Annotated in this window: 16 protein-coding genes; 6 read left to right on the top strand and 10 right to left on the bottom strand. The window is 63.0% G+C overall.

Going from position 1 to position 14,902, the window contains the following annotated elements; translation table 11 throughout:
• Nucleotides 1-231: 231 nt before the first annotated feature.
• Nucleotides 232-1,236: a helix-turn-helix domain-containing protein gene (locus ABG82_RS10875; RefSeq protein WP_011560599.1), complete on the bottom strand. Its 1,005-nt coding sequence runs from the start codon at nt 1,234-1,236 to the stop codon at nt 232-234.
• Between the two features lie 114 nt (nt 1,237-1,350).
• Between ABG82_RS10875 and ABG82_RS10870 the strand changes: the two genes are divergently transcribed.
• Genes ABG82_RS10870 through ABG82_RS10860 form a run of 3 tightly spaced genes read left to right on the top strand, consistent with a single transcriptional unit; the run spans nt 1,351 to nt 4,286 of the window.
• Nucleotides 1,351-1,671 carry a 2Fe-2S iron-sulfur cluster-binding protein gene (locus ABG82_RS10870; RefSeq protein ID WP_011560600.1) on the top strand — a complete coding sequence of 107 codons (321 nt, stop codon included), beginning with the start codon at nt 1,351-1,353 and terminating at the stop codon, nt 1,669-1,671.
• A gap of 30 nt (nt 1,672-1,701) precedes the next feature.
• The gene (locus ABG82_RS10865) at nt 1,702-3,090 is read left to right on the top strand and encodes a cytochrome P450 (RefSeq protein WP_017205331.1); all 1,389 of its coding nucleotides are present in this window, start codon (nt 1,702-1,704) and stop codon (nt 3,088-3,090) included.
• Nucleotides 3,087-4,286, top strand: coding sequence for an NAD(P)/FAD-dependent oxidoreductase (locus ABG82_RS10860; protein ID WP_011560602.1), 1,200 nt, complete (start codon nt 3,087-3,089; stop codon nt 4,284-4,286). The genes ABG82_RS10865 and ABG82_RS10860 overlap by 4 nt, the downstream gene beginning before the upstream one ends.
• 16 nt (nt 4,287-4,302) lie before the next feature.
• On the opposite strand, the gene ABG82_RS10855 is transcribed toward ABG82_RS10860, so the two are convergent.
• From ABG82_RS10855 to ABG82_RS10840, 4 genes are all read right to left on the bottom strand, one after another.
• Nucleotides 4,303-4,884, bottom strand: a complete 582-nt coding sequence (locus ABG82_RS10855; protein WP_005110548.1) for a TetR/AcrR family transcriptional regulator — start codon at nt 4,882-4,884, stop codon at nt 4,303-4,305.
• Nucleotides 4,885-4,974: 90 nt separating this feature from the next.
• Entirely contained in the window at nt 4,975-5,886 is a 912-nt protein-coding gene (locus ABG82_RS10850; protein WP_011560604.1) for an alpha/beta fold hydrolase, read from the bottom strand.
• Nucleotides 5,886-6,323, bottom strand: a complete 438-nt coding sequence (locus tag ABG82_RS10845) for a PaaI family thioesterase (protein WP_011560605.1) — start codon at nt 6,321-6,323, stop codon at nt 5,886-5,888. Before ABG82_RS10845 ends, ABG82_RS10850 begins: the two co-directional genes overlap by 1 nt.
• Before the next feature lie 45 nt (nt 6,324-6,368).
• The gene (locus ABG82_RS10840; protein WP_011560606.1) at nt 6,369-7,055 is read right to left on the bottom strand and encodes a TetR/AcrR family transcriptional regulator; all 687 of its coding nucleotides are present in this window, start codon (nt 7,053-7,055) and stop codon (nt 6,369-6,371) included.
• Nucleotides 7,056-7,106: 51 nt separating this feature from the next.
• On the opposite strand from ABG82_RS10840, the gene ABG82_RS10835 reads away from it, so the two are divergent.
• Genes ABG82_RS10835 through ABG82_RS10825 form a run of 3 tightly spaced genes read left to right on the top strand, consistent with a single transcriptional unit; the run spans nt 7,107 to nt 10,311 of the window.
• Nucleotides 7,107-8,600 (top strand): acetyl-CoA acetyltransferase, encoded by a 1,494-nt coding sequence (locus ABG82_RS10835; RefSeq protein WP_024445489.1) that lies wholly within the window; start codon nt 7,107-7,109, stop codon nt 8,598-8,600.
• Nucleotides 8,597-9,697, top strand: a complete 1,101-nt coding sequence (locus ABG82_RS10830) for a zinc-dependent alcohol dehydrogenase (protein WP_017205332.1) — start codon at nt 8,597-8,599, stop codon at nt 9,695-9,697. Before ABG82_RS10835 ends, ABG82_RS10830 begins: the two co-directional genes overlap by 4 nt.
• A 35-nt stretch (nt 9,698-9,732) precedes the next feature.
• Complete coding sequence (locus ABG82_RS10825) at nt 9,733-10,311, top strand: carboxymuconolactone decarboxylase family protein (protein ID WP_014382408.1); 579 nt, start codon at nt 9,733-9,735, stop codon at nt 10,309-10,311.
• 192 nt (nt 10,312-10,503) lie between these two features.
• On the opposite strand, the gene ABG82_RS29240 is transcribed toward ABG82_RS10825, so the two are convergent.
• The 5 genes from ABG82_RS29240 to ABG82_RS10800 form a co-directional block, all read right to left on the bottom strand.
• A complete protein-coding gene (locus tag ABG82_RS29240) occupies nt 10,504-12,135 on the bottom strand; it encodes a PPE family protein (RefSeq protein WP_043077614.1) in 1,632 nt (543 codons plus the stop codon).
• 166 nt (nt 12,136-12,301) lie between these two features.
• Nucleotides 12,302-12,898, bottom strand: coding sequence for a M15 family metallopeptidase (locus ABG82_RS10815; protein WP_043077615.1), 597 nt, complete (start codon nt 12,896-12,898; stop codon nt 12,302-12,304).
• Between the two features lie 17 nt (nt 12,899-12,915).
• Nucleotides 12,916-13,362, bottom strand: coding sequence for a hypothetical protein (locus tag ABG82_RS10810; RefSeq protein ID WP_043077560.1), 447 nt, complete (start codon nt 13,360-13,362; stop codon nt 12,916-12,918).
• Nucleotides 13,363-13,407: 45 nt separating this feature from the next.
• Nucleotides 13,408-14,235 carry a DivIVA-like cell division protein Wag31 gene (gene wag31 / locus ABG82_RS10805; RefSeq protein ID WP_043077561.1) on the bottom strand — a complete coding sequence of 276 codons (828 nt, stop codon included), beginning with the start codon at nt 14,233-14,235 and terminating at the stop codon, nt 13,408-13,410.
• Between the two features lie 229 nt (nt 14,236-14,464).
• A complete protein-coding gene (locus tag ABG82_RS10800) occupies nt 14,465-14,758 on the bottom strand; it encodes a YggT family protein (RefSeq protein ID WP_043077616.1) in 294 nt (97 codons plus the stop codon).
• Nucleotides 14,759-14,902: the final 144 nt, after the last annotated feature.

The raw sequence follows: 14,902 nt of genomic DNA, 5'->3' as shown, positions 1-14,902 counted from the left end.
GGTTAGCATAGCGTGCCTAGAGGTCCGCGTCACCCCCGCCCGCACCCGCCGCTAGCGCGGTATGGATTCTCTGGAATGTCCTTGCGCCTCTTCCCAAGAGGGTGCTGCGATGACCGAAACCCGCGCCGATCGTGTCGTTTCTCGACGATGTCCAGGTGACAGATGAGGCCGATCGTGAAGCCCGCTGGTTCCGATGGTCGCCCGGCACACGCCGGGGCGGATCTATAGCCCTCAGTCGCGCGTTTTTCTGAAGTGGCGCGGTGAACGACCGGTCCACCGTTTGAAGGCATGTGTGAAGTTCGTGAGCTCCGCGTACCCGAGTTCTGCCGCGATCTCGCTTACAGACAACGATCTGTCGAGAAGTCGCAGAATTGCTCGCTCCCGCAAGAACGACTGACGCAATTCGCGAAAGGTGGTCCCCTCTTCGCGGAGGCGCCGCTTCAACGTGCTCGGGGATATCGAAAGCTCGCCCGCCGTCCGGCTGATGTTCGTTTTTCCGGGATCTTTTTCGAGCAGGTCCCTTACTTTTTCGGAGACCGACGTGTCACGTCGTTGATCGAGAGTTCGCTGCAAATCGGTGACGGCAATCCGGTACGCCACAGGATCGGAGAATCGACAGACCTCCTCGAGCGAAGCCGCGGGAACGTGGACGAACGAGCTGGGGGCGTCGAAGAAGATCCGACCCGCCAACACTTCGTCATGAAGAACCCACGACTCCGGCGCTGAATGACTTAAATGCAGTTCAATATTCGGTACGGCACCCGCGAGCATGTCGAGCAGACGCAACAGCGCCAGCCCACCGTAGGTGACGGCCAGGCAGTTCAGGCCCGCGTCACCGGTGCGACCGGTGAGCCCGATCGTGAGGCCGCGTTCCGTCGAATGGAACGTCGGGCTGAGGGCTGTGGTGATCACCGGCAGATAAGCAAGCAACTCGACAACCTCGGCTACCGAGCCCGCGCTGACCAAGGGAACACTGAGTGCCCCAAAGGACGTCAGTTTGGCGTGTTCAGCGAACGCGAAACCCAGACGGGTTCCCTGATCACAATCGAAATCGGAATATATCTCCCTGAACCACCGTAAGGGGACCTGCGCGTCGCGACCCACCAACATCGACTCGGTAACGTGCTCGCGAACCATGATGCTGCGGAGCGCAATGCTGGCGTCATGCCCCAGCGCCTCACTGTCCAGCATCTGCAGGAAAGCCAGCGCTGGCATACCCGAGTCGTCGAGTTTCACGTGCCTCCCTGCGCGTGAGCTAAAAACACAACTTTTTGACTCCTGCGAGCCTAGCGACGCTGGTCACGCGCGACAACGCTAAATAGAGGAGTTCCAAATTGAGGAGAGTTAATCATGGCAGTCGTCACCTTCGTCTCTCACGACGGCGAGAAGTACGAAGCCCCCTTGGCCGAAGGGCAGTCCTTGATGCAGGTTGCGGTCAACAACGCGGTGCCCGGCATCGACGGCGATTGTGGAGGGGAAGCCGCATGCGGAACGTGCCACGTGATCGTCGCTCCCGAGTGGTCGGACACGGTGGGACTCTGCGGCGCCAACGAAGAGGAGATGCTCGCGATGAACCCCGAGCGTCAGCGGACGTCGAGGCTGTCTTGCCAGATGTCCGCCTCCGAGGCATGGGATGGCTTGACGGTCGAGCTACCTGAGTTCCAGCTCTGAAACAACGTCATGGATTTGGAGGAAACAATAATGAGTATTCCCGCGGCAGTGGCCGCCAAAGCCCAGTCTGCCGTGCCTCTGGAGCTGCAAATCCGCGGCGCACACCTCTACGACAAGACACGCCGGTGGGTAACCGGAACCAATGGTAAGAAGATCTTCACCGAGACGCCCATTCCTCCGGTCGAGGACGTTGATATCGCCGACATCGATCTCAGCAACCCGTTCCTCTACCGCCAAGGCCGCTGGAAGTCCTACTTCGAACGCGTGCGCAACGAGGCGCCGGTGCACTACCAGGCTCACAGTGCGTTCGGCCCGTTCTGGTCGGTGACCCGCCACGCGGACATCATCGCCGTCGACAAGAACCACGAGGCTTTCTCCGCAGAGCCGTTCATCATCATCGGGAGACCGCCCCGCTTCATGGACATCGCCATGTTCATCGCGATGGATCCGCCACAACACGACTTGCAGCGCGCTTCCGTCCAAGGGGTTGTCGCGCCGAAGAACCTGCGCGAGATGGAGGGGCTGATCCGCTCGCGTGTCCAGGAAGTGCTGGACGATCTACCGGTGGATCAGCCGTTCAATTGGGTGCACCACGTCTCCATCGAACTGACAGCGCGCATGCTCGCGACCCTGCTGGACTTCCCGTACGAGCAGCGGCACAAGCTCGTGGAATGGTCGGACCTCGCCACCTCCATGGAGCAAGCCAATGGTGGTCCTTCCGACAACGACAGAGTGTTTCGTGGCATGGTCGACATGGCGAAGGGTCTCAGCGCTCTCTGGCATGACAAGTGGGCCCGTACCGCCAACGGGGAGCGACCGGGCTTCGATCTGATCACGATGCTGCAGGCCAACGAGGACACTAAGGATCTCATCGACCGCCCGATGGAATTCCTCGGCAATTTGGTACTGCTGATCGTCGGGGGAAACGACACGACTCGCAACTCGATGAGCGGAGGGGTTCTCGCCTTGAACCAGTTCCCCGATCAGTTCGAGAAGTTGAAGGCGAACCCTGACCTGATTCCCAACATGGTATCCGAGATCATTCGCTGGCAGACCCCGTTGGCGTACATGCGCCGAGTCGCGAAAAAAGACATCATGTTGAACGGGCAATTCATCCGCAAGGGCGACAAGGTCGTGATGTGGTACGCCTCTGGTAACCGCGATGAGCGTGTCTTCGAGCGGGCCGATGAGTTGATCATCGATAGGAGCAACGCCCGCAATCACATCTCGTTCGGGTTCGGCGTGCACAGGTGCATGGGAAACCGACTTGCTGAGTTGCAGCTTCGAATCCTGTGGGAGGAATTGCTCCCTCGCTTTGAGAACATCGAGGTGGTCGGCGAACCCGAGTATGTGCAATCGAATTTCGTCAGGGGTATCAGCAAGCTGATGGTTCGCCTCACTCCCAGGCCAAGTGCGTGACTCCCGAACGAGCGGTGATCGTCGGCGCGAGCCACGCCGGCGCGCAGTTGGCAGCTAATCTTCGAAGGGAGGGGTGGTCTGGGGAGGTCGTGCTCATCGGCGACGAGGGGGGACTGCCCTACCACCGGCCTCCGTTGTCGAAGGGATACCTGGCCGGCAAGAACGGCCTCGACGACCTCCTGATTCGCGGCGCTGATTTCTACGAAAAGCAGCACATTCGACTCTTGAATGCGACCGTGGAGGCGATCCACCGGAGTGCCAAGCGTGTGTCTCTGAGCACCGGCGACACGCTGACGTACACCAAGCTCGCGTTGTGCACCGGCGCAAGGGCCAGACGACTCCCCACACCAGGGGTGGATCTTCCCGGAATTCACTACCTGCGTACCGCTGCAGACGTCGAGTTGATCCGTGCCGCCGCTACACCGGGTCGGAGGGTTGTGATCGTGGGCGGCGGTTACATCGGGTTGGAAACGGCGGCCTCGCTGTGTTCGCTCGGCATGAACGTCACCGTCCTCGAGGCAACCGAGCGTGTACTCGAACGGGTCACCGCGCCGGAGGTTTCCGCGTTTTACACCCGAATCCACAACGGCGAGGGAGTGGAGATCCGAACACACGCTCTCGTCGAAGCCTTCTCCGGCAACGGCAGAGTGCAGGAGGTCGTGCTGGCAGGCGGCGAACCGATCCCCGCCGACTTGGTCATCGTCGGCGTCGGTGTGGTGCCGAACACCGAGCTCGCCTCGGCCGCAGGATTATCCGTCGACAACGGCATCGTGATCGACGACCAGGCCCGCACCAGCGACCCCGACATCGTGGCCGCCGGCGACTGCACCAGCCACACCATGGCTCGATACGGCTCGCGTATTCGTTTGGAATCCGTATCGAGCGCCGGCGAGCAGGCCAAGATCGCTGCGGCGACAATCTGCGGAAAACACAGCGCAATCGCTGCGCTTCCGTGGTTCTGGTCCGACCAGTACGATCTCAAACTCCAGATCGCCGGTCTCAACACCGGATACGACGAAGTGGTCTTCAGCGGCGACCCGTCGCGTGACCGTGACTTCAGCTGCTTCTACTTCCGCGATCGTGAACTCATCGCCGCCGACTGCGTCAACCGTCCTCGCGATTTCATGTTCAGTAAGCGGGCCATCAGCCAGCAGCTCCGAGTTGACCGCTCAGAGCTCCTCGCCGGCTCGATCTGACACGAGAGCTTGCTAGTTACAAACTGTGGACAACTCCCAGGTACCTGAGTGCTACGCGGGAGATCCGCTCACCGGTGGTGGCGATGTCCGCGGCTGGGAGTACAACATGACTCACTGTCAGTCGCACCAGAACATCTGCGACCTCCTCAACGTCTTCGGGATCGAGATCGTCGAAGTGGTCGTTAAACCACGTGATCAGAGCCGCGGAGCAGAGCTGAAGCAGGGAAGCCGACGTCGGCAGAAGAGGTAGGACTCCAGTAGACGACGAGCCACCGCGATCATTCCCCGAAGGGTTGGACGTCAGAACTGCCTTGAGGAGCGGGCTGTCTTCTGCTTCACAGAGGGTGAATTGCACCGCTGCGGTGATGCCGCCCCGCACGTCGCCCACGTGTTCGGCAAGGACGGCAAGAATGCCTTCCATAAAGCGCTGGCCCTCCGACACCACAAGCGCGTCGCCGAGCCCCTGTTTGTCGCCGAACTCTTTGTACAACGTCGGGCGGGAGACGCCGACCGATTCGGCAACCTCGCTCATCCGGACCTGATCCCAGCCCTTCTCGATGGCGAGTTCTCGTGTCGCCCTCAAAACCTTTTCGCGCACATGCCGGCGGAAAGACACCCGCGCTGGTTCAGTTGGCATAGGAGCAGGATAGGCGCCAGCCCTACATGGGCAGTCAACCGACAGCAGGGTTCATGTGGTCCTGTCGAGGAATTCGACGACCGCCGTCGAGAATGCGTCGTTGTTGTCGCCGGCAATCATGTGTCCCGCGCCCGATACGTCAACGGTTTGCGCGTGCGGAACGACGGTCAGGAAATGCTTTACTGTCTCTTCGGAGACCATGTCAGATAGTAGGCCCCGGACCAGCAGCGTTGGCGCGGACACCTGCCTCGCACCATCAAGAAGGAACGCGCTCATCATGTCGAAGTCTTTAGCGCCTTCGTCTGGATCACCCTGCAGGAACTGGAAATTCGACGTCACGAAAGCTGGATCCCATCGCCAGGCCCAGCGACCGTCTTCGCGACGGGCGAGGACTTTTCGGAGGCCGTCGAGGTTTTCGGGGCGAGGGCGGTGCGGGTTGTAGGCGGCGATCACGTCAGCGGCCGACTCTAGGCTGTCGAAACCTTCGGGGTGTGCCGACATGAACGCTACGACTCGTCGGGCGCCTTCCATCTCCATTCGCGGAGTGACGTCAACCAGGACGACGGCCTGCCATAGGTCCGGCGGGGCGAGCAAGTGTGTTCCGAGAATGGTCAAGCCGCCCAGAGAGGCGCCGATCGCGGCGACGGGGCGGCCGGAATCGGCGTATGAGCGCACGGCCAATAGGTCGGATCCAAGCCGGTCCCCGTCGTAGCGTCCGTCGGGGTCCCAGTCGCTGTCCCCGTGTCCCCTGGTGTCGTACGCGGCCACCGTGTAGCCCCGCTGGTGCAGGCGTTGGGCGGTGACGTCCCAGGCGTGTCGGCTTTGACCTCCGCCGTGAAGGAGCAACACGACCGCCCGCGGCGCATCACAGCGGTAGAGGTCGACCGCCAGCGTCAGCCCGTCCGCCGTGGGCACGCGCTCGACCACAGGAGCCGACGAATCGCCTGTTCTCTTTGCCGACATCAGGAGCTCGTCTTCGGTGCGACGACGGTGACGGTTCCCTGGGCCGCACACACCGCTCTGCCGTCGTTGCAGATGTCGATACGCGCCACACCGCTGGTTCTGCCCAGCGAGATGATCTCGGCTGTGGCTACACAGGTGCCGCTAGAGACCGGACGAAGCAGATTCAGTTTGAACTCCGTTGTCGCGACCCAAGATCCCAGTGGAATCACGGGATAAAACACCACTCCGAGGCAGTGGTCGACCATGGCCGATAAGCAGCCCCCATGCAGGTTCCCGAAAGGCGTCTTCAGGTCGTCGCGTGCGTCCATCTCCGCGACGAGCCGTCCCGCAGTGAATTCGGTGTGACGGAAGCCGAGGTAACCGGCCAACCCGCCCGTGGTTTCTGCTGCGCTCTTTAGTTGCTCAGCGACCTGTTCGTTGAACGTGGTGAATTGCACAGGCCCTCCTACCTCATCTGCCGTCGAGACATTACGCCATAGATGTCACATCGGTCGAGCGTGGTCACCCGCCAGGATCGCCGGAAGGAGAAACCTCGACAGAAACGCCCGGAGTCCGTCACGACTGCGCTCCCGCGGCCCTCGAACAGTCAGCAGGCTCAATATCGTGCGGACAACCCACTCGGCGGCGTCGTCGACGGAGACGCCCGGTTCCACGCAACTCCAGTGTCTGGTGAAGATGGGACGCAGAAATTCGGTGACGATTTCGAAGAGGGACGTCGAGGTCCCCGCCGCGAGACCCACGCCGGCGAGTTCCTCGTCGCTGCCGAACAACAATCCGATGATCTCTTCGCGGCGCGCGGCCTCAACCGTGTATTCCACGAAATCGACGAGCGCGGAGCCCAGGTCGGCGTGCGCCGCGATCCGCGGGCTGATGCGGTCGAGATAGCGCTCGGCGGCGCGAATGATGACACCCGACATCACCGCCTCCCGACTGGGGAAGTAGCGATACACCGTTGCCCTGGACACACCCGCTGTTCTGCCGATGTCCTCCATGGTCGTGCCCACCACACCGCAACTCTCGAGGCACCGCTCGGCAGCATCGAGCAACCGGTCGCGAGCGGACCCACGATCTGTCGGCGCGGCGGCGCCCCATCTCAACAACCTCGTCGACACACAGCCAGTATGCCGCGAGCGCACACCATTGTGACTTGCCCACGCACATGACACCATCGCAGTTATGTCTCAAGTCAGCCCCGTGGCCCTGAGCGGATGCCGATGCCGATGTTGGTAGAAGCGCGTACCCCGGTTGTCGTCGGCGTGGGCGAAGTTACCCATCGCGGGAACGACTTCGTGGACCCGATCGACTTGGCGGTAGAAGCCGCACGCCGCGCGGTCAAAGACGCAAGTCGCCCGGTCGAGCGGCGCATCGACACCGTCGCGACTCCGGGCATCCTGGTCATACCGCGCGACAATCCCGCCAGCAGGATCGCCGAAGCGATGCACATCAGTCCCGCCCGCCGCATCAGCTGTCCCGTCGGCGGAAACACCCCGCAGTATCTCGTCGAAGTGTTGGGTGGCGAAATAGGCGAAGGCCGTGCAGATGTCGTCCTGGTCGTCGGGGCGGAGAGCGGGCATTCCGCACGCAAGCTTCAGGGCGGGGCACTTCTCGACTCGCCGCCCCCACCCCGCTCCGACGACGAATCCCTGGGCGACGCCCGCCCCGGGCTGAGTCAAGCCGAATTGTCGGTGGGTCTGAGTTGGCCGCACGAGGTGTATCCCATCTTCGAGTCCGCGATCGCCGCGCGCCACGGCCGCGACTTCGATGCTCAACGGGAGTGGCTGGGCACGCTGATGGCCCCGTTCACAGCCGAGGCGGCACGCCATCCGGAACAGGCCTGGTTCCCACGCGCACGAAGTGCCACCGAACTCAGCGAAGTCACCGCGGAAAACCGCATGGTCTGCTTGCCCTATCCCAAGCTGCTCAACAGCATCATGTCCGTCGACATGGCTGCCGCCTTCATTCTCATGGCGGCCGAGGTGGCGGACGAATTAGGCGTCGCGCGCGATCGTTGGGTCTTTCCCTGGTCAGCAGCGACTTGCAACGACGTGTACTTCCCCGTGGAACGGCCGGACCTCAGCCGCTCATCGGGTATCGAGGTAGCGGCACGGAAGGCTCTCGATGCGGGCCGGTTGACCACCGACGACATCCGGTGGTTCGACCTCTACTCCTGCTTCCCGTCGGCAATTGAGATGGCTGCCGAGGCTCTCGACTTGGACCCCCTCGACGACAGAGGCCTCACAGTAACCGGAGGCCTGCCTTATCACGGCGGTCCCGGAAACAATTACGTCAGCCACTCGATCGTGGAGATGGTCCGACGGTGCCGACGCGACCCAACCGATGCCGGACTCGTCACCGGCCTCGGGTGGTATTCGACGAAGCATTCGGTCGGTGTGTGGTCGGCCACCCCGCCACCAGCCGGGTGGCGACTGCTCGACACGGCGGTCGAACAAGCTCAAATCGATTCATCGCGGCTGGCCGTCGCAGGCGCCGACGAGGCGACCGGTTGCGCGACAGTCGACGGATACACCGTCGTCTACGACCGAGACGGCCAACCTCGATGGACTCCGATCATCGCGCACCTGTCCGACGGGCAAAGAGTCGTCGCACGCAGCGACGATCCGCAGATCGCCGAGGCGATGGGCGCGGAAATGTACGTAGGTAAAACGGTGTGCCTCCGAAACACAGGGTCGTTCACCGGGTTCGAGCTTCCATGATCGCCGAGGCGATGGTGCTGACCGGACCGCGGAGTCTGCAGCGGCGCCAGATGACCATCCCCGACGTCGGCGACCGGGGTGCGATCCTGCGAGTTGAAGCATGCGGTCTGTGCGGAACAGATCACGAACAATTCACCGGACACCTGCCTGCCGGCTTCTCATTCGTTCCAGGGCACGAAATCGTCGGCATCGTCGAACATGTTGGCGCTGCGGCTGGCCAACGCTGGGGTGTACAAGCCGGCCAGCGCGTGGCCGTTGAGGTGTTCCGGTCCTGCCGAGACTGCCCCGAGTGCCGCCGCGGCGAATACCGGCGGTGCGCGGTGAACGGCATCGCCACCATGTTCGGGTTTGTCGACGTGGAGGTCGGCGCGGGCTTATGGGGCGGATACGCCACCCATGTGGAGCTTCCGTGGGACGCGATGCTGCTCCCGATTGCCGAAGACATGGACCCCGTTCTCGCCACGTTGTTCAACCCTCTCGGGGCCGGTATCCAGTGGGGGGCGACTCTTCCCGACACCAAGGCCGGGGACGTCGTAGCGATCCTGGGGCCCGGCATCCGCGGAATCTGTGCGGCGGTGGCGGCCAAAGAGGCGGGAGCCGCGTTCGTCGCGATGACCGGCGTAGGCCCACGCGACGAACAACGACTGGCCATAGCCAGATCATTCGGTGTCGACCTGCCCATCGATGTATCGCAGGACGATGCAGTGACCGCGCTCCAGCGTGAGACAGGCGGACGGCTTGCCGACGTGGTCGTCGACGTCACCGCTAAAGCACCCTCCGCGTTCGCCGATGCCGTCGGCCTTGCCAGGCCCGGCGGCACAATTGTGGTGGCCGGCACCCGTGGAGGAGGCGGCACGCCCCGGTTTGAACCAGACTTGTTGGTCTATAAAGAATTACACGTCGTAGGCGCACTCGGCGTGGAGTATCCCGCCCACCGGGCAGCCCTCGAGATTCTCGCCCTGGGCCGCTGGCCGTTCGACCGGATCACCAGAGAATCAACCGGATTCGCTGGGCTCGCGCAGCTGCTCACTTCGCTTGCAGATGAAAGTGCCCGATCAAGTGGGGCGCTGCACAACGTCTTTTTGCCCACGCCCTAACGGCGTGGGCAGAGGTTCAACAGAGAGGGCCACCCGTGACCATGGCGGAACGCGTACCGATGCTCGACCGTGAGCAGGCCCAGCTGCGAGCTGCCGAATGTGGGTTGCCCGAAGAGTTGGCAGACCTGTCGGTATTCCGCGTGGCACTTCATCAGCCGCGTGTGGCGGTTGCGCTGTATGGGCTGCTAGACGCGTTACTCTTCCGCGGTTCCCTTGACGCGCGGCTACGCGAGCTGGTCATCATGCGCATCGGCTGGATTACTGGCTCCGAATACGAATGGACTCAACATTGGCGAATCGCCACACTGCTCGGCGTGCCTGAGCATGATCTCCTGGCGGTGCGCGACTGGCAGAATTCCGAAAGCCTCGGGCCAGTCGAGCGTGCGGTCCTCGCAGCGACCGATGATGTGGTACGCGACGGGGTCATCTCCGAGGAAAACTGGGCTGGGTGCCAGAAGGCATTCAATAGCGATCACGCCGTTTTGGTCGAACTTGTCGGAGCAATCGCCAATTGGCGGCTCTTTTCGATCCTGCTTCGATCTCTGAATATTCCGCTTGAGTCCGGTACCGACGGCTGGCCGCCCGATGGGCGAGCTCCTCAGGGTTGCGATTGAGCGAAAAACGTGGACCGGTGCTTGACCGAAGCGGTCAGCGCCCCAATCGCCAGACCACGACCCGTGTCGTAGACGGACAAGTCCCCCCTCGGACACTCAGTGCGACACGACTTAGGTCGGTAGTCGCCGTCACCGGAAGACCGGCGGGCCCTAGTCGGCCCGCGAGGCCGAGGATCGCGTACGTCCCGCCGCTCAGTTTCCCGGCGGGTCCTGTGGAGTCCCCCAGTTACTCGGTAACAGCGGGCTGGTAGTTCCGCTACTCAGCTCGCTGCGATCCCGGCTGTGCATGCCTACCGCGTCCGCGGCATCCTTCTTGATCTCGGTTCCGGTAAAGCCTTGGTGCACACCGGCATCGACCCTGAGTCGAGCGCCCGAATCCGAGGCCGTGACGACGTCCTTCGGGGCCGGTTCCGGAGCAGAACCGCCGCCGTCCATGTCCATGTACTCGTTGCCGTACCCACGTTCGATCAACTTCTTGCGCTGACGACGGCGCGACCGTGTCTTATCGCGGGCAGCAGCTTGTGCGGCAGCCACCGCCGAGGCAGCGATACCGGCGGCGGGTGCCTTGGCACCGGTCGTGTCGTTCAATGTGGGACCGAAGCCCTCTTCGGGGTAGTCACCGCGCACCGCATAGCCGGCAAATTCAGCGGCACCGACCGGTGTGGTGGGTGCCGGGGCCGGCGCTGGTGCGGGCGCGGGGGCGCTGGTGGGCGCGGGCGCAGGGGCAGACGCAGAGGTTGGCGACATGCCAGTCAGCGGATAACTGTGGTCGACACGCTGAACGTGTTCCGCGACCTGATCACCGGGTACCTCCCCAGCCGGATCGTTTTGGCCCAGGGCCTCCAATCCCAACAATCCCAAGGTTCCCAGACTGGCAAACGGCAGCCATAACGGCGAACTCAAGATGACCGACCAGGTGCCCCAGCCGACCGGCTGGAAAATCGCCTGATACAGCGTAAAGAGGATGATGGGGAAGGTGTTCGTCAGGAACCCGGCGGGGTTGGTGAACAGGCCGTTGGTTCCATTCAGCCAGTTGTAGAGGGTGTCCACCGGGTACTGGATCAAGTTCGCCAGGTCCTGAACCCCAGGCACTGAATCCCCCTGGGCGCGCAAGAATTCGGCCAGCAATTTGGTGATCGGGTTATCCGACCACCAGCTGGGGGTCATCTCCCCCATCTGGACATCCGAGCCCGCGTCCGCGGCATCCAGGTTGGCGCCGGACTCCGCGGCAGACGCCGAGGCTCCCGCGCTACCCACGTTAGCGGCCAACGTCGCGGCTTCACCGGCAGGCTTGAGCACGGGCTGCGCCGGCTGCGACGTTGGTACCGCGGCCACCGCGGTATTGGCTAGCGCCTCGTATGTGGTCATCGCCAGCGCGGCCTGAATCCACATACGCACGTACTCGGCCTCATTGAGCGCAATCGGAATCGTGTTGATACCAAAGAAGTTCGTGCCGATAAGCGCTGCGTGGGCGGCATGATTAGCGGCCAGCTCAGCCAGCGTGGGCGTCGTCGCCAGTGCGGTGCTGTAGGCGGCGGCGGCCACTCCGTGCTCAGCGGCGGTCACTGCGGCGTTGTCGCTGGCCTGTGCCAGCCACGCCAAGTAGGGACCATGCGCGGCCACATACCGTTCAGAGCTCAACCCCTGCCACGATGCCTGTGACGCACTCAGCGTTGAGGTCAATTCAGCTGCCGCAGAGGCGTATTGCGCACTCAGCGCGCTCCACGCATCGGCGGCGGCCAGCATCGCGCCCGGCCCCGGGCCGGCGGAAAGCATGGTTGCGGTGACCTCGGGAGAAAAGGCCATCCAGATCGGAGCGGTCATCTCGGCACCCTTTGCAATCACCCGCCAACAGTGCTGTCTCTGACGCACATCACTTATCGTCCACCACGCTACTGAAAAAGCTGGGCGCGCATGTAGCTACCCCGGCCGCACAGCGATGACTCACGTCACACCGCGGCACTGTCGATGGCGATCAAGCCCATCGCTTTCAGCCTGCCGCGTTGGTACGCAGCGGCGGGCACTGACCTTCGGCGTCGGCGGTGAGTTCGTAGTGCCATTTCTCATTGGCGAAGACCTGGCACAAACCAAATTGCGTACTGTGGGCCAACATCCAGCCGTAGGCCGCCGCAGGACCGATGTCGACCGCCTTGCCCAGCACATGGTGCGATTCATCCGGGGTGGCCACCCACTGCCGGGCGACCGCCAGGCTTCCATACGTCTGCACCGCATCATCGAGTAACTGCTGCTGAAAGGCGCGCGACCGCCAGCCCGACGTAATCAGAAGTGTCACACCGTCTGCCGCCGCACTGTTGGCCGCGTCCTGCACCGCGCGCAGCAGCGGCGGGTCCAGCCTGATAACCGCCAAGGAAGTCGTGTCGAACGGGCTGACCGGAGCCGCCAGTGCGCCACCGTCCGGCTCCTCGCCCACGGTGCTGGGCGTCGACGGCGGTGGGACCGTTGTCTGGGCCGTCACCAGCACAATGGTGGCTTCCGGCCGGCCGCCCGTGGCCGGTGCCGCGGATTGGCATGCGGAAAGGGCGAGCGCCGCGACGGCGGCCACGCCCACAAGTGCACTACGCGACATCTGGCGAGAGCCCTCCATCAAGACCGATGGGGCTCGTCGTCGTCCTCGTCGTCAACATCGAACTGCTCGTAAGTCTCTTCGGCCGACGGGTGGTGAGCCGCGGTGGCTGCCTCCTTGAGGCTGACTGCGGCGGCGGGAGCTGACTGCTCCGACACCCGCGGGATCACCGACGTCTCGGTTGGATCAGCCTGCGCCGCATCATCTTTCGCGTCGACCTCGACGGGCCCGTCGGCGACCAGGGCCTCCGGCTCCGCCTCGTCGGACTCACCCTCGTCCGCGTCAGACTCCTCATCGGACTCCAGGGCACCCGCATGCCGGTCCCGAATCGCGTCGATGATCATCAACACCACGCCGACGGCGGCCGCCGCGATACATACGAAGGCAAGAACCTCATTACTGGTGACCACTGCCGTCACCAGAGCCGCCAAACCGACGGCGGCCAACACCAATGCGACGATCAGCATCGCGAATCACTCCTCATACGTGCCGCGAGCATAGACCGATCTAAATCAGTAGTTGTTCCCACGGTTGAACTGGCCGAAACCGGCTTCCTTGGATGCGTTTTCATTCGAAGCGCCCGCGTCGACGGGTGCCGCGGAGCCGCGCTGGCCAAGTTCCTCGAGCTGAGACTCGAGGTATGTCTTGAGCCGGGTGCGGTACTCGCGCTCGAATGTACGCAACTGCTCCAGACGCCCCTCCAGCACCGTGCGCTGCTGGTTGATGGTGCCCATGATCTCCGAGTGCTTGCGCTCGGCATCGGATTGCAGGGCATCGGCCTTCTCCTGCGCCTGGCGCAGCTGGGTCTCGGAACGGGTCTGAGCATCCGACAGTAGCGCCTCGGCCTTGGTCCGTGCCTCGGTGACCGTCTTGTCCGCGGTGGCACGTGCCTCGCTGACAATCTGGTCCGCGTTTGCGCGAGCATCGGCGAGCATCTTTTCCGACTCGGACTTGGCGTTCCCGGTGAGCCGGTCCGCGGTGTCCTGTGCCAGACCCAGGATCTTGGCCGCGCGGACGTGATGTTCCTCGGTCGAGGCTCCGGCCGGGGCCGCCGCCACCACGGGCGCCGGGGTGGGCTCGGGCTTAGCGGGCTCGGGCTTCTTCTCGGGCTTGGGGGCCTCGTAGACGGGCGCGGCACCGCCGCCCTTACGGGCCTCGGCCAGCTCCTGATCCAGCTCCTGAACCCGCTGACGCAGATCCGAGTTCTCCTCGATCAGGCGGGCCAGCTCGTTCTCCACCAGGTCGAGGAAGGCATCGACCTCGTCCTCGTTGTATCCACGCTTACCGATGGGTGGCTTACTGAACGCGACGTTGTGTACATCAGCTGGTGTAAGCGGCATTGCCTGCCCCTATCAAGTCTCGACGTCCGGAATCGTATTGCAGTGTAAAACGAACATGCGGTCTCACTGTAACTGGCGTCCATCCTGTCACATCAGACCCGCCGGTCGCAGCAGAGCGTGTTAAGTATCCCTCTGACGTGCATAAAAATACTCTGAGGCTTTGCATATGACGCGCATTCGTATCCAGATCGATGTGAGTTGAATACCGAAATTATGCGTCGCTGGCGGCTTAGCCAGCCGCCATCACGAAGGCCACCTTCATGCCAAAGAATCCGACCAAAAGCAGCAAAGTAATGGACAAATCGAATCGCACCGCACCAAGCGAGAGCGGCGGAATGAGACGACGCAATAACCGCACGGGCGGGTCGGTGATGGTGAAGATGAGCTCCAAAATGACCACCGTGACACCGCGTGGGTGCCAGTCACGGCTAATGGACTGAATAGTCTCGATCACTATGCGCGCGAACAGCAGCAAACAGAAGAGCAAAAGCGCGTAACCAATGATCTCAAAGAACAGAGTCAACGGACCCCTCACCTGCCAAGCGTGAACAATCACGCGCGGGCTTCTGATAACAGCACCATCAGCCTACCGGCAGGCCGATCTGGCAGCCTGCCGCACAGCGAATCCCCAGCACCGCGCCATATCCCCACACTTTGCGCAACCAAC

This window comes from Mycobacteroides immunogenum (genome assembly GCF_001605725.1).
Taxonomy (GTDB): Bacteria; Actinomycetota; Actinomycetes; order Mycobacteriales; family Mycobacteriaceae; genus Mycobacterium; species Mycobacterium immunogenum.
This window is presented reverse-complemented; position numbering and strand designations above follow the sequence as displayed.

Coding starts and splice junctions, on each gene's coding strand:
- ABG82_RS10810 (WP_043077560.1), bottom strand. CDS start 13,362: ATGCTGATCGTCGCATTGGTGTTGGCCGCCGTCGGTTTGGCGGCTCTG.
- ABG82_RS10850 (WP_011560604.1), bottom strand. CDS start 5,886: ATGTCGGCAAAGAGAACAGGCGATTCGTCGGCTCCTGTGGTCGAGCGC.
- ABG82_RS10830 (WP_017205332.1), top strand. CDS start 8,597: ATGATCGCCGAGGCGATGGTGCTGACCGGACCGCGGAGTCTGCAGCGG.
- ABG82_RS10840 (WP_011560606.1), bottom strand. CDS start 7,055: ATGGTGTCATGTGCGTGGGCAAGTCACAATGGTGTGCGCTCGCGGCAT.
- ABG82_RS10870 (WP_011560600.1), top strand. CDS start 1,351: ATGGCAGTCGTCACCTTCGTCTCTCACGACGGCGAGAAGTACGAAGCC.
- ABG82_RS10865 (WP_017205331.1), top strand. CDS start 1,702: ATGAGTATTCCCGCGGCAGTGGCCGCCAAAGCCCAGTCTGCCGTGCCT.
- ABG82_RS10815 (WP_043077615.1), bottom strand. CDS start 12,898: ATGTCGCGTAGTGCACTTGTGGGCGTGGCCGCCGTCGCGGCGCTCGCC.
- wag31 (WP_043077561.1), bottom strand. CDS start 14,235: ATGCCGCTTACACCAGCTGATGTACACAACGTCGCGTTCAGTAAGCCA.
- ABG82_RS29240 (WP_043077614.1), bottom strand. CDS start 12,135: ATGACCGCTCCGATCTGGATGGCCTTTTCTCCCGAGGTCACCGCAACC.
- ABG82_RS10835 (WP_024445489.1), top strand. CDS start 7,107: ATGTTGGTAGAAGCGCGTACCCCGGTTGTCGTCGGCGTGGGCGAAGTT.